Source organism: Gordonia sp. X0973 (assembly GCF_013348785.1).
Taxonomy (GTDB): Bacteria; Actinomycetota; Actinomycetes; order Mycobacteriales; family Mycobacteriaceae; genus Gordonia.
This window is the reverse complement of record NZ_CP054691.1, coordinates 3,441,819-3,454,270: the sequence shown is the minus strand read 5'-3', so window position 1 is coordinate 3,454,270 and position 12,452 is coordinate 3,441,819. Positions and strand designations below refer to the sequence as shown.

Sequence of the window (12,452 nt, the reverse complement as noted above, 5' to 3'; positions counted from 1 at the left end):
ACTTGTGTCCACTACGCCACCAGTCCCGCGCGCACTGGCGTTTCCATCGTCAATCGCTTCGAGAGGTTGGTATCCAGCTCACCGGACCAGACCATGTGCCAGACCACGGCGATGGCCTCCCCGTTTCCGGTATCCAGACGAAATAGGGAGCCCAGAGTCGCGGCGTCGTTACTTGCTTCCTTCCCGATCTCGCCAGCCACCTGGTCATACCAGGAAGGCCTTCGGCGGTAGCCGTGCAGCCACAGAAGGTTTAGGCGTTCTACGCGGTCGAGTCCGTTGAATACCTCGTGACGCCATCCCACATTCGCGCAGGCGGCCTCGACCATTGCGACCTGAAGCTTGAATTTGTCGTCCATCTTGTGCGGCAGGCGTGCATTCCAGAGCGTTACCGCCCCGGTGTCGTCAAGGCTGAGTAAGTCGGGCGTGTTTTTCGCCGAGGACGATCCGCCCCGCTTCAGCTGACACGGTTGCGGTATCAGCGCGACGATATCGTTGAGCCGGTCCAGGCGTCGCAAGAGGTCATGCTCGAGGCCCGACTCGAGTTCTAGGTGGTCGCGCATGGTCAGTGAATACGCAGTGACAGGTATGTGCCGGTGACGTTCCGAGGATCGAGGCTTGCGAATCGGAACTACACGTGCGAGATCCGGCGGACCGTCGGACCGCCAGTTCAACACGCGGGACACCTTGTCGCCAGCGAATCGGAACCGCCACGTCACCGCCGCGCGGGAACTCTCGGTCAAGTGACACCTCCGCTTCCGCAGGAATTAGCACCAAATCTAGCAAGAAATCGAGGTCGAAGGGCTACTAAGGGAGCAAGTCGACAATCGGTCAGCGAGGCATTTCGGGTGATAGGCCGACGTCTCCTTCGCCCCATCAGCGGTCCGTGTCGGAAGGCTGCGATAGGTTGCTCCCATGGCCAAAGGCAATCAGGTCGCTCCGTCGACGAAGTTCGAGCAGACGCTGCAGGCATCGGCTCAGCTGCCGGGTGTGCAGATCAACCGGGAGGCCTTCCTCCGCAGAGAGCTGAAGCGATACTGCACCGACGAGCAGATCAAACTCGCTATCGCCACAACACCGGCCGAAGCAGGCGTAACACCTCAAGTGATCGACAAGATCGCCAACAGCGTGATCAAGTTCGAGACCGGCAAGGTGACGACACTTTCCACGGCAGCCGGCATCCCTGGAGGCCTCGCAGCGATCGGCACGGTCCCGGCTGATATCGCGCAGTACTATGGGCACCTTCTTCGCGTCGTCCAGAAGCTCGCCTACATCTACAGCTGGCCGGAGCTCTTCGACGACAGCGCCGACGGAATGGACTCCGCGACCGAAAGCATGCTCACGCTGTTCATCGGCGTGATGTTTGGCGTGAACGCGGCCCAGGCCGGCGTGGCGCAAGTCTCGAAGTTGATCGCAAGTGAAGTGGCCAGGAAGCTGCCGCAGAAGGCTCTCACCAAGGGTGCGATATATCCGGTGGTCAAGAAGGTTGCAGGGCTCCTGGGCATTCAGATGACCAAGCAGGTCTTCGCCAAGAGCGCAGCCAAGGTCGTGCCGCTGGTAGGCGCGGTTGTCTCGGGAAGCCTGACCTTCGTCACGTTCATGCCGATGTCGAAGCGGCTCCAGAAGCACCTCGCAACCCTTCCGCTGACCAAGCCCGGTCACGGAGTCACCGAGCAAGCGTCGAATCCGCCGAGCACATCCCCAAAACCAGCACCAACGTCATCTGCGAATTAGACGAGCTCATCCCACAAGCCAATCGCCGATAGCCTGCCGCCAGCCGCCGGTCACTTCAGCCCCTTCGTCGCCCGGTTTCACCCGCGCACTCGGCGATTTCCAGGAATAGATTCCCCGGCAAAATTAGCAGGAAATCATACCGAAACGCGGGCTACGGGCAACGCTCGCCTGACCATGTTTGCCCTAGTCAGGGCGATTCTTACGCCGTGATCAGGCTTGTTAAACAAGCGGGACCACCTTGCTAATCTTCGCTGCATCTCGACAAGGGGATACCCTAACCCCGCGCCATGTCCACAAAGCGGCTGAGGTGGAGTTGGTGGGCCACGGTGATGGTCGCGGTGGGCCCGTTACGGTGCTTACCCACGATGATGTCGGCCTCGCCGGCTCGTGGGTCGTCGCGCTCGATCGAATCGGGGCGGTGGAGCAGGATCACCATATCGGCATCCTGCTCTAGCGATCCCGACTCACGCAGGTCAGAGACCTGGGGACGTTTGTCGGTACGCTGCTCCGGACCACGGTTCAGCTGGGAGATGGCGATCACCGGAACTTCGAGTTCCTTCGCCAACAGCTTCAACGACCTCGAGAACTCCGAGACCTCTTGCTGACGCGACTCGACCTTCTTGCCCGACGTCATCAGCTGCATGTAGTCCACCACGACCATCTTCAGGTCGTGCCGTTGCTTCAAGCGGCGCGCCTTCGCGCGGATCTCCATCATCGTCAGGTTCGGCGAATCGTCGATGAACAGCGGCGCCTCGGAGATCTCACCCATCCGGCGCGCCAGGCGCGTCCAGTCGTCGTCGCTCATCGAGCCGGCGCGCATGTCGGCCAGCTTCACCTTCGCCTCGGCCGAGAGCAGGCGCATGACGATCTCGTTCTTACTCATTTCCAACGAGAACATGGCGCTGGTTAGCCCGTGGTGGACCGAGCACGACCGCAGGAAGTCCATCGCCAGCGTCGAGTTGTGCGTCGGCACCATCGCCTCGCCGGCCAGGTACAGGTGATCGGCGTTGTCCACCTGCACGCAGCGCACCGGCACCGTCGGCACGGGTGTGATCGCCACGATCCGCCGCGACCGCGACGGCTGCCGCAGCTCCTTGTGGCGGATCGCCTTGTGGTGAACGGTGAACACGTCGTCGTCGGCGTCGACGCTCAGCCACCCCGACGCCAGCCGTCGGTACGAATACCCCAGGCCGGCAACCAGATCGGCGACGATGAACGTCATGTGCCGGGTTGCGGCGGCGACGGTGATCCGCCCGTCGTCCTCCACCACCGCGCGGGCGTCGAGAATGCCCGCCAGCAGCGCGCGTCGCTGTGCGATCGAGCCGCGCAGGTACTCGACGGGCACCTGCCCGCCCAGATCCGACATCAGCGTCATCACGTCGACTTCGCCCTCGGCGTCGATGCGCATCCCGATCTCCGGGTCGTCGAACGCCATCCCGGCCAGGGCGCCCACCGTGTACGGCCCGTACGCGAAACGTCGCTTCGGCAACTCGAGCGGCGAGGCATTGCGCACGGACGCGCACCCGATATGCGAGCGCAGCTGCTCGGTCGTCGCGACGACGGTGTGTTCGCCCAGCTGCGCCTCCCACTGGTGCTGCGCGTCGGCGACGAGCACGCCGCCGTCGTTGAACCGCACGGCGTAGCACGGCCGGTCGGTCAGCACGTCGGTGCTCGCGACCACCCGCGTCGGCTTCCCGTCGGCGTCGAGGAGCATGTCGCCGACGGAGACGTTGCCCATCGTCGTCCAGCCGTCGGGCGTCGGCAGGGGAGTGTCGAGGGCCAGTGCCTTCCCGACGCCGGGGCGTGCCGCGACGATGATCATCTGCCCGGGGTGCAGCCCGTTGGTCAGCTTGTCGAGATCGGCGAAACCCGTTGGGACGCCGAGGGAAATGCCGCCGCGCGACGCGATCGAGTCGAGCTCGTCCATCGTCGGCTGCAGCAACTGCTCCAACGGGACGTAGTCTTCGGCGGTACGGCGCTCGGTGACGTCGTACACCTCGGCCTGCGCGCGGTCGACGACCTCGGCCACGTCCTGGCCTTCGCCGCCGGCGTAGCCGTACTGCACGATGCGCGTACCGGCCTCGACGAGACGGCGCAGAATCGCCTTCTCCGCGACGATCTCCGCATAGAACCCGGCGTTCGCGGCCGTCGGCACGGTCGAGATCAGCGTGTGCAGGTACGGGGCGCCGCCGACGCGCTTGAGGTTGCCGCGCCGCTCCAACTCGGCCGCGACGGTGACGGCGTCGGCCGGCTCGCCCTTGCCGTACAGGTCGAGGATCGCGTCGTACACCGCCTGGTGCGACGGGAGATAGAAGTCGCCGGGCCGGATCTTCTCCAGCACGTCGGCGATGGCGTCCTTGGAGAGCATCATGCCGCCGAGCACGGACTGCTCTGCTGCCTGGTCTTGCGGGGGCTGTCTGCCGAAGTCTTCGTTCGGCAAATCCTCGGGCAACGGTTCGTGACCCTGGTCTTCGGTCACAGACACACGCCCACCCCCTTTCGGAACTCGACAGCCCCGGTCTCTGGGCCGCGTCGGCCCGCCTACGTCTTTGATACGCCCACCCTCTGACAACGACGGGGGAGGTTCCCGGGGAGTCCCCCGGTGCCGTCCCGCCGCCGCTGTCGTGAAGGGCAGTGGCGATCTACCGGGACAGAGATTATTGGTGATCGCAAACGACCTCAAACGCTGGCTGTGTAGGAGCCTGTGGAGAAACTGTGGATTGTTTCGCGTCGTGGGCGTCGGGCTGTGTATAGATCCGGGGAAAACTTTCCGGTAACCGCGTATCGCAGATGGTTTCCGCTGATCAGCATGCGTAGACGCAATCCACAGGGGGTGAGTTGGGGTTGTTACGGCGTGTCGTGCGCAACGCGCCGGAACAAGTCTCAAGGAAACCCTCAACCCTGTTCGCGCATACACAATGTGAACGGCGTCACAACTTTCGGGGCCTGTGTCGATCCGGGCAACGGGATTGATCAGATTTATCCCCAGCCGACCCGCAGCGGCCTTCGCCGTGGTGAAATGTGAGACAGCAAACTTAGGGGGAATGCCCGAATGAAAACTGCACTGCTGCGCGCACTGACCGCGATCGTCGCGGCCGGCTCCGTCCTGGCGCTCGCCCCTGGCGTGGCGTCAGCCGCAACGCCGCCCGAACTCGACTTCGCCAAGTATCCGGCCGTCGACTCCTCGCGCTACGTCTCGTACAACTACGACAACAACGGCCGCGCCTTCTTCCAGAGCCCCCCGTTCTACTGCTCCATCGGGCAGGCGCCCGGCTACGTCGCGTGCAAGGGCCATCCGGCCACCGCGCCCGCCGGGATGCAGGGCGTGCTCCTGGCGGCCCATCAGGGCCCCTGGTGGATCACCCCGGAGGGCCTTGCCGCACCGACGGTCAACTTGGTGCCCCAGGCCCACTTCCGGGCGCCCGTGCTGCCCGTGGGGCGCAGCATCTCGATCTACGACGTCACCTGTGCCCGCCCGCGCCCGGCCGTCGTCTCCTGCATGTGGAGCGCCGGCCGCGGATTCGTCATCAGCCCCAAGTGGCACAAGTTCATCGGTCCCGCCGACGTGCACAGCCCGAACCCGCCGAAGTACAAGCTGCCCAAGAGCCTGCGCTGGTAGCGGTAGCGAGGTCGGGCGTGCGGGGTCTCGATACGGTTCCTCGCCTTGCGGCTCGGATCCACTCGACCACCGATGGGGACCACTCGACCACCGTCTTTCGGTACTCGACCACTGTCTTTCGGCACTCGACCACCGTCTTTCGGTACTCGACCGCTGTCTTTCGGCACTCGACCACCGACGGGACTACTCGACCGCCGACGAGACCACTCGATCACCGACAAAACGAAAGCCGCCGCCTGGAATCCCAGGCGGCGGCTCTCGTTTAGTGCGTGTCTACTCCGCGGCGACGACGGCCAACTCGACGTTGGCGGCGACGTTCGGGTGCAGCTTCACGACAACCGGGTAGGTGCCGGTGGCCTTGATGTGGCCCTTCGGCAGCTCCACGTTGCGCTTGTCGACGGCGGGGCCGCCGGCGCTCTTGATAGCGCCGACCACGTCGGTGACGGTGACCGAGCCGAACAGCTTGCCCGAGTCATGCGTCTTGACGCCCAACTGCACCGAGGCGAGGCCCTCGAGGGCCTGCTTCAGCTCGTTGGCGTGCTCCACGTCGCGCACCTCACGGGCGTCGCGCGCCCGCTTGATGCCCTCGACCTGCTTCTCGGCGCCCTTGGTGGCGACGATCGCCAGGCCGCGCGGCAGCAGGTAGTTGCGGCCGTAGCCGTCCTTGACCTCGACGATGTCGCCGGCGACACCGAGGTTCTCGACAGCGGCAGTCAGGATGAGTTTCATATCTGATCCCTTCCCGCTCAGCGGCCCGTCGAGGTGAACGGCAACAGCGCCACCTCGCGCGAGTTCTTGACGGCGATCGCGATGTCGCGCTGGTGCTGCACGCAGTTACCAGTCACTCGACGCGAACGGATCTTGCCGCGGTCCGACAGGAACCGACGCAGCAGCGCGGTGTCCTTGTAGTCGATGACCTGGCCCTTTTCCTTGCAGAAGCTGCACGCTTTGGCCTTGATGACCTTTTCGACGCGGGGCTTCCGACCCTTTTGCTTTGGCATGTATTACTCCAGATAGATCTCAGAATGGTGGTTCGTCCGAGGCACCGCCCGAGGCCGCGGGGGCAGAGCCCCACGGATCCTCGTTCGCCGCGGGCTGGCTCGACGCGGGACGGCTTGCGCCGCCTCCGCCACCGAAACCGCCACCGCCGCCACCACGCGAAGCGCGCGTGACCTTGGCCGTGGCATACCGCAACGACGGGCCGATCTCGTCGACGTCGAGCTCATACACCGTTCGCTTCTCACCTTCGCGAGTCTCGAAGGAGCGCTGCTTGAGGCGACCGGAAACGATGACGCGCATCCCCTTCTGCAGGGATTCGGTCACGTTCTCGGCGGCCTCGCGCCAGATGTTGCACCGCAGGAAGAGCGCTTCGCCGTCTTTCCATTCATTGGTCTGACGATCGAAAGTGCGCGGCGTCGACGCCACCGTGAAGTTGGCGACCGCGGCGCCGGACGGCGTGAACCGCAATTCCGGGTCGGCCGTCAGATTCCCGATGACGGTGATAACCGTTTCTCCAGCCATGTGCTTTCCCCTCGAGGATCGTGGTGTTCCGATGGTGGGCAGGTGCTCGACGTGCCGTTCCAGCCGGGATTTCCTCCCAGCCTATGGACCGGCACCGACAGGCGCGAGTGTTCGTGCAGAACTCGCGCCCTCAGCTCACTTGCGCAGGACCTTGGTCCGCATGACCGACTCGTTCAGCTTCAGCTGACGGTCGAGCTCGCTGACAGTCGCGGGCTCCGCGTTCAGGTCGATGACCGCGTAGATGCCTTCGCTGTTCTTGTCGATTTCGTAGGCAAGACGGCGCTTGCCCCAAATGTCGACACCATCCACCGAGCCGCCATCCTTGCGGACGACATTGAGGAAGGTATCCAGTGAGGGTGCGACGGTGCGCTCGTCCAGACTCGGATCGAGGATCACCATCAATTCGTAGTGACGCATAAGACCACATCACCTCCTATGGGCTAATCGGCCGCGGACGTTCCGCGGCAGGAGGGTCGCCTGCGTCGGCAACCGCTCAAAGATACACGACGAGCGGTTGACCTGCGAAATCGTCGGTTGCGTCCACCGTCGCGGGTTGCGAGGTCTCGATACGGTTCCTCGCCCAGGGGCTCGGATCCACTCGACCATCGTCGGGACCTACTCGACCATCGTCGGACCCACTCGACCGCCATCTTCGGTGCCCGACCACCGTCGTCTTGGGGTGCCCGACCACCGTCGAACCCACTCGACCACCGGGGTACGGGCTAACGTGTACCGCATGTCTAACGGCGGCAAGGACCGCGCCTTCGGCCCTTTCGATCGGACCCGGGCAGGAGATTCGGTACTCGCGACCGTCGTCGCCCTGCTGTTCACCGTCCTCGCGATGGCGTGGAGCTTCCACGCCAAGGCGAAGTGCGGCGGTGCGCCGTTCAACGCCGAGGGGCGCTCGCGGCGCTGGCCGATCGGCGATCCGCACGCGGTGATCCCCTGCTACTCGGACATGATGAACCTCTGGGTGGGGCGCGACATCAACCACCACGTGTTCCCCTACATCCACGGCGGGATCACCGACGCCGGCCACATCTACGGCGGCACCGTCGAATACCCGGTGCTCTCCGGGATGCTGATGTGGCTCGGCGCCATCGGCGCCCACACCGACAAAGCCTTCTTCGAGCACTCGGTGTTGATCCTCGCGCCCTTCGGCATCCTCGTCACCCTGCTGCTGGTCTATCTGGTGCGCTGGTGGGCGTTGCTGTGGGCGGCGACCCCGCCGCTGGTCCTCTACGCCTTCCACAACTGGGAGCTGCCCGTCGTCGCGACCGCCGTCGGCGGCATCGCCGTCGTCGCCTGGGGTGCGTCGCGCAAACCCGACGGCGAGCCGCGCCTGAAACCGCGGACCGCGGCGGCCTGGGCGGCGGTCCTCTTCGGCATCGGATTCAGCCTCAAGCTGTACCCGGGATTCTTCGTGTTGCCGCTGGCCCTCTACGTGCTGACCCGCGACGGCGGCTTCATCGCCCGGTTCCGGACGCCGCGCGAGGTCGCGGCCGGTCTGGACTGGCGTGGATTCTGGACGACGATCGGCGCGGCCGCGGCCACCGTCGCGCTCACCCAGGGGCCGTTCATGATCTTCGGCTGGGCGGGGTGGCGGGCGTCGCTCTCCTTCCAGGGCAAGCGCAAGGCCGACGTCGACACCAACTCCATCTGGTACTGGGGCTGGCGAATCCTGACCGGTGGCAAGCCCGGCTCCTACGCGCCCAGTGACACGCTGAACTCGATCGTCGGCGTCGCGTCGCCGCTGCTCATCGCCGCGTCCTTCGTCCTCGCCCTGTACCTGGGCTGGCGGGTCTATTCGCCGGACAAGGTGACGTTGGGCGTGTACCCGTGGATCGGTGTGAGCGGCGCGATGCTCGCCGGATTCATGGTGTTCCACAAGGTGCACTCGCCGCAGTACACGCTGTGGATCCTCCCGTTCTTCGTGCTGCTGAACATCCGGTGGCAGGTGATCGCGCTCTACCTCGTCGCCGACCTGTCGCTGGATCTCACCATCTTCCGGCTCTTCGGCATCATCAACGACCCGTCGCATCCGCCGATGAAGTGGTGGGTCATCGGTGGCGTCAACTTCGGCGTCTGGGTCCACGCGGTCCTGCTGGTCTACTTGATCTTCGCGTTCGTCAAAGCTCAGCCGCGCCAGCCGTTGGCGTCGATGGGACTGCGCGTCCCACAGCCGTATGTGGCGAAGCAGGCGGTTCCGGCGACGGCCTAGCGGTCGATAAGGTGCCGCGCGATCTGCTGCTCGACTGAATCGAGGTCGATCACTCCCTCGGCGATGCCGATGACGAGGTCGAACCCCTCGTCGGTGGTGAAGTCGTGGATGTAGCCGTTGAGGTAACAGAACGTCACCATCAACGTCCACCCGGTTCGCTTGTTGCCGTCGATGAAGGGGTGATTGCGAACCAGGCTCTCCAGGAGTGCGGCGGCCTTGCGCGGCAGCGTGCGGTAGGCATCGTCGCCGAACACCGTGGTCGCGGGGCGGGCGAGCGCCGAAGCCAGCAGGCCTGGATCGCCGACGACAAACCCGAACTCGCGCGCGACGAGCAGCGCGTCGTCGAGCGTGAGGTAGTCCGTCATGCGTCGGCGAGTCGCTCGAGGAGCTCCGCATCGTGGGTGCGGACGAAGTCGACCGCGGCGAGGATGTCGTCGCGGCGCTCGTTGCGCGCGGTGAGTGATTCGATGGCCTGCAGGACGAGAGCATGCTTCGACACGTGGCGAGCGGAGGCGAGCGCGTCGAGTCGCGCGTCGAGTTCCGGGGGGATGCGCACTGTCATGGCCATACCAAAATGGTACTAAGCCTGGTTCGTTCGGTCCACCAGCGCGCATACTGGGCCGATGATCATTGCCGGATTGGTCGTCGCGCTGCTGGCCGCGGCGCTGCACGTGTTCATCTTCTATCTCGAGTCGCTCGCCTGGACGTCGAAGCGCGCCCGCGCGGTGTTCGGCACCACCGAACAGCAGGCCGAAGACACCCGCGAACTCGCCTACAACCAGGGCTTCTACAACCTGTTCCTCGCGGTGATGGTGGTGGTCGGCGCGCTCGTGATCGGGTTGTCGGATCATCGCGGAGTCGGATTGGCGCTGGTGCTCGCCGGCACCGGGGCGATGCTCGCGGCCGCCCTCGTCCTGGGCCTCTCGTCGCCGGCGCACCGTGGTGCCGCGGTGAAACAGGGTGCGCTGCCGCTGATCGCGGTCATCGTGCTGGTGATCGGGTGCGCCACCTAATTCGGTTGGGCAGCCGCGCCGGCAGGACTTAGCCTGGCCCGGTGAGCGACGAATGGCTGGGGGCGCCGACCCTCGAACGTGGACGAATCCTCTTGCGGCCGTTGGAGTCTGGCGACGCCGAATCGCTGGGCGGACTGGTGGGGGACCCGGCGGTCTTCCAGTGGTCGCCCGGAGTGCCGCTCGACGTCGAGGATGCCCGCAGCTTCGTCGCGACCGCGCTGGATGCCCGCGAGGCGGGGACCCGGACGGCATTCACGGTGTTGCGCGACGGGCAGATCGTCGGGTCGACCAGCTACTACGAGATCAACCCGACCGATCGCAACGTCGCCGTCGGGCACACCTTCTACACCGAGTCGGCACAGGGCACCGAGGTCAACCCGTCCGCCAAACTCCTGCTGCTCACCCATGCCTTCGAGACGTGCGGCGCAGTCCGCGTCGTGTGGCACACGCATGAGAACAACGTGGTCTCGCGCGCCGCGATCGCCAAGCTCGGCGCGCGGTTCGAGGGTCTGCTGCGCAAGCAGAAGCGCTTCGGCGATGGCTGGCGCACCACCGCGCAGTTCGCGATGACCGATGACGACTGGCCCGAGGCCAAGGCACGGCTGCTCGCACGGCTGAGTTGACGAAAGGAGGTCTAGCCAGTCGGGGCGGGTGAGCGGTCCAAGTTCCCGGGCAACGGGGCAGGCTCGGGCTCGACGTCGTAGTGCTGCCAGACGATGTGCAGGGCCACACCCAACACCGCGATCAAGCGCACCACCACCGCCAGCGTGTACCACTGTGGCGGCAACCAGTGATGTTCCGGATCGAGGTAGACACCCATCCGCGGCACCCAGGCGAGCGCCTCGACGAGCATCCACGCCATCAGGATGCGACTCGACTTCACCGCCAGGACGGCCAGCGGGACCAGCCACAGCGTGCTCTGCGGGCTCCAGACCTTCGACGCGATCAGTACGCCCGCCACCAGCAAGAACGCGATCGAGTACACGTCGAACGCGCGCGGGGAGCGCAGCACGACGACGATCACCGCCACCACCATCACGACGGTCAACACCAGCGAGATGACGTTCACCGCGGTGATGTTGAGGGAGAGGTTGCCCAGATTCGCGATGGCTCCGTACACGCTGTCGGGCTCCGGCGGGCGGGCCCCGAGGAAGCGGAAGTAGTGGATCCAGCCGGAGAAGGTTCCGATCATCACCGGCAGATTCACCACGAGCCAGATCGCGACAGCCGCGACGAGGACGCGGATCAGGTTGGCGTAGCCGGAGAGCAGACGTCTCGACGCGCCTGGTCTCGACACGCCTGGTCTCGATACACCGCTCTCGGCTAGCGCCTCGATCGGCACTCGACCACCGTCGGCGGGCACTCGACCACCGTCGACCGGCACTCGACCACCGTCGGCTGGCGCCCCGACCGCGTCGGCTAGTGCCTCGGCCGACACTTGAGCACGGTCACCCCGCATTGACGCGATCTGCTGCACCGCGAGGGCAAGCAGGACGAACAGGACCCAGTAGCCCGTGGAGACACCGAGGCCCAGCAGCACCCCGGCCAGGATCGGTCGGCGCCGCGACCAGGCGAGGAGGCCGGTCATCACGAAGGCGACGGTGAACAGGTCGATCGAGGTGAACGCATGCACGAAGATCACCGGGGACAGCGCGGCGACCCATACGGCCCATCGTCGCTCGTCGGCGATCTTGACCAGCGCCCAGATCGTCACCAGCCAGCACAGGGCCAACACCACGGCGAGAATGTTGAAGAACACCGCCGGGCTGATCGCCGACGGAACACCCCAGTGGACGTGCATCCACTGCCAGGCCGCGGTCGCCCGTGCCGCCGAGTAGGCGAGGAATCCGGCTCCGACCGGCGCAGGCAACCGCCCGACGTGCGACTTGCCGTCATCGGACTTCGTCGTCCAGGTCGTCCAGAACGGGATTCCCTCACCGAGGTGTTGGCGCGTCAAGACCGGCGGCAGGTCGGTGTAGCAGAGCGAGTACAGGTCGCGCTGCCGGTCCCAGTTGAGGCGCATCGTCGCGTCGGGGGACTGGCGTGCCTCGGCCTTCGGGGCCGTCGAACCGGACCCATCGGCATTCGACGGCGAGACGGGCGTCTGCTGGACGCACGCGGTCTTACCGGACCAGCCGATGGCCAGCCCGACCAGGGCGAGCGCGAACAGCACCCGCAGCGCGGAGAACCGGGCCCGGCCGACGGCGGCATGTGCGCCGAGCGGGCCGCCGATGCGCGCCGTCCCCGACGCGACCAGCGGGTCCTCATGCGAGGGCGCCCATCGTCGCACCGTCCGGGCATGGTCGGGTGCCAACGGCACCGGCGACTCCATCACGTCAGAGATGTC

14 protein-coding genes are annotated in these 12,452 nt (G+C 65.7%); 5 read left to right on the top strand and 9 right to left on the bottom strand.

The features are described 5' to 3' along the window. Nucleotides 1–11: 11 nt before the first annotated feature. A complete protein-coding gene (locus tag HUN08_RS16980; RefSeq protein WP_228461459.1) occupies nt 12–674 on the bottom strand; it encodes a TnsA-like heteromeric transposase endonuclease subunit in 663 nt (220 codons plus the stop codon). Between the two features lie 238 nt (nt 675–912). Here HUN08_RS16980 and HUN08_RS16975 point away from each other — a divergent pair, with 238 nt between their 5' ends. Then, nucleotides 913–1,731: a hypothetical protein gene (locus HUN08_RS16975; protein WP_006896694.1), complete on the top strand. Its 819-nt coding sequence runs from the start codon at nt 913–915 to the stop codon at nt 1,729–1,731. A 274-nt stretch (nt 1,732–2,005) separates the two neighbouring features. Here the strand turns inward: HUN08_RS16975 and dnaB are convergent, their stop codons facing one another. Continuing rightward, nucleotides 2,006–4,216, bottom strand: coding sequence for a replicative DNA helicase (dnaB, locus tag HUN08_RS16970; RefSeq protein WP_124248831.1), 2,211 nt, complete (start codon nt 4,214–4,216; stop codon nt 2,006–2,008). A gap of 567 nt (nt 4,217–4,783) precedes the next feature. On the opposite strand from dnaB, the gene HUN08_RS16965 reads away from it, so the two are divergent. After that, nucleotides 4,784–5,350: a hypothetical protein gene (locus HUN08_RS16965; protein ID WP_124248832.1), complete on the top strand. Its 567-nt coding sequence runs from the start codon at nt 4,784–4,786 to the stop codon at nt 5,348–5,350. A 273-nt stretch (nt 5,351–5,623) separates the two neighbouring features. On the opposite strand, the gene rplI is transcribed toward HUN08_RS16965, so the two are convergent. From rplI to rpsF, 4 genes are all read right to left on the bottom strand, one after another. Further along, on the bottom strand, nt 5,624–6,079 hold the full coding sequence (rplI, locus tag HUN08_RS16960) for a 50S ribosomal protein L9 (RefSeq protein ID WP_124248833.1): 456 nt from the start codon (nt 6,077–6,079) through the stop codon (nt 5,624–5,626). Between the two features lie 17 nt (nt 6,080–6,096). Then, entirely contained in the window at nt 6,097–6,351 is a 255-nt protein-coding gene (gene rpsR, locus HUN08_RS16955; RefSeq protein WP_124248834.1) for a 30S ribosomal protein S18, read from the bottom strand. 19 nt (nt 6,352–6,370) lie between these two features. Then, a complete protein-coding gene (locus HUN08_RS16950) occupies nt 6,371–6,871 on the bottom strand; it encodes a single-stranded DNA-binding protein (RefSeq protein WP_124248835.1) in 501 nt (166 codons plus the stop codon). A gap of 135 nt (nt 6,872–7,006) precedes the next feature. Continuing rightward, on the bottom strand, nt 7,007–7,288 hold the full coding sequence (gene rpsF / locus HUN08_RS16945; RefSeq protein WP_124248836.1) for a 30S ribosomal protein S6: 282 nt from the start codon (nt 7,286–7,288) through the stop codon (nt 7,007–7,009). A 319-nt stretch (nt 7,289–7,607) separates the two neighbouring features. On the opposite strand from rpsF, the gene HUN08_RS16940 reads away from it, so the two are divergent. Continuing rightward, a complete protein-coding gene (locus tag HUN08_RS16940) occupies nt 7,608–9,092 on the top strand; it encodes a glycosyltransferase 87 family protein (RefSeq protein WP_124248837.1) in 1,485 nt (494 codons plus the stop codon). Here the strand turns inward: HUN08_RS16940 and HUN08_RS16935 are convergent. Beyond that, nucleotides 9,089–9,457, bottom strand: coding sequence for a type II toxin-antitoxin system death-on-curing family toxin (locus tag HUN08_RS16935; protein ID WP_124248838.1), 369 nt, complete (start codon nt 9,455–9,457; stop codon nt 9,089–9,091). The genes HUN08_RS16940 and HUN08_RS16935 overlap by 4 nt on opposite strands. After that, nucleotides 9,454–9,660 carry a CopG family ribbon-helix-helix protein gene (locus HUN08_RS16930; protein WP_301546784.1) on the bottom strand — a complete coding sequence of 69 codons (207 nt, stop codon included), beginning with the start codon at nt 9,658–9,660 and terminating at the stop codon, nt 9,454–9,456. The genes HUN08_RS16935 and HUN08_RS16930 overlap by 4 nt, the downstream gene beginning before the upstream one ends. Nucleotides 9,661–9,715: 55 nt before the next feature. Between HUN08_RS16930 and HUN08_RS16925 the strand changes: the two genes are divergently transcribed. Beyond that, nucleotides 9,716–10,105 carry a DUF1304 domain-containing protein gene (locus HUN08_RS16925; protein ID WP_124248839.1) on the top strand — a complete coding sequence of 130 codons (390 nt, stop codon included), beginning with the start codon at nt 9,716–9,718 and terminating at the stop codon, nt 10,103–10,105. Between the two features lie 41 nt (nt 10,106–10,146). Beyond that, the gene (locus HUN08_RS16920; RefSeq protein ID WP_124248840.1) at nt 10,147–10,728 is read left to right on the top strand and encodes a GNAT family N-acetyltransferase; all 582 of its coding nucleotides are present in this window, start codon (nt 10,147–10,149) and stop codon (nt 10,726–10,728) included. Between the two features lie 11 nt (nt 10,729–10,739). Here the strand turns inward: HUN08_RS16920 and HUN08_RS16915 are convergent, their stop codons facing one another. Then, nucleotides 10,740–12,425: a glycosyltransferase 87 family protein gene (locus tag HUN08_RS16915; protein WP_165353479.1), complete on the bottom strand. Its 1,686-nt coding sequence runs from the start codon at nt 12,423–12,425 to the stop codon at nt 10,740–10,742. Between the last annotated feature and the right edge of the window lie 27 nt (nt 12,426–12,452).

Coding starts and splice junctions, on each gene's coding strand:
- HUN08_RS16975 (WP_006896694.1), top strand. CDS start 913: ATGGCCAAAGGCAATCAGGTCGCTCCGTCGACGAAGTTCGAGCAGACG.
- HUN08_RS16965 (WP_124248832.1), top strand. CDS start 4,784: ATGAAAACTGCACTGCTGCGCGCACTGACCGCGATCGTCGCGGCCGGC.
- rplI (WP_124248833.1), bottom strand. CDS start 6,079: ATGAAACTCATCCTGACTGCCGCTGTCGAGAACCTCGGTGTCGCCGGC.
- rpsR (WP_124248834.1), bottom strand. CDS start 6,351: ATGCCAAAGCAAAAGGGTCGGAAGCCCCGCGTCGAAAAGGTCATCAAG.
- HUN08_RS16950 (WP_124248835.1), bottom strand. CDS start 6,871: ATGGCTGGAGAAACGGTTATCACCGTCATCGGGAATCTGACGGCCGAC.
- rpsF (WP_124248836.1), bottom strand. CDS start 7,288: ATGCGTCACTACGAATTGATGGTGATCCTCGATCCGAGTCTGGACGAG.
- HUN08_RS16940 (WP_124248837.1), top strand. CDS start 7,608: ATGTCTAACGGCGGCAAGGACCGCGCCTTCGGCCCTTTCGATCGGACC.
- HUN08_RS16935 (WP_124248838.1), bottom strand. CDS start 9,457: ATGACGGACTACCTCACGCTCGACGACGCGCTGCTCGTCGCGCGCGAG.
- HUN08_RS16930 (WP_301546784.1), bottom strand. CDS start 9,660: ATGGCCATGACAGTGCGCATCCCCCCGGAACTCGACGCGCGACTCGAC.
- HUN08_RS16925 (WP_124248839.1), top strand. CDS start 9,716: ATGATCATTGCCGGATTGGTCGTCGCGCTGCTGGCCGCGGCGCTGCAC.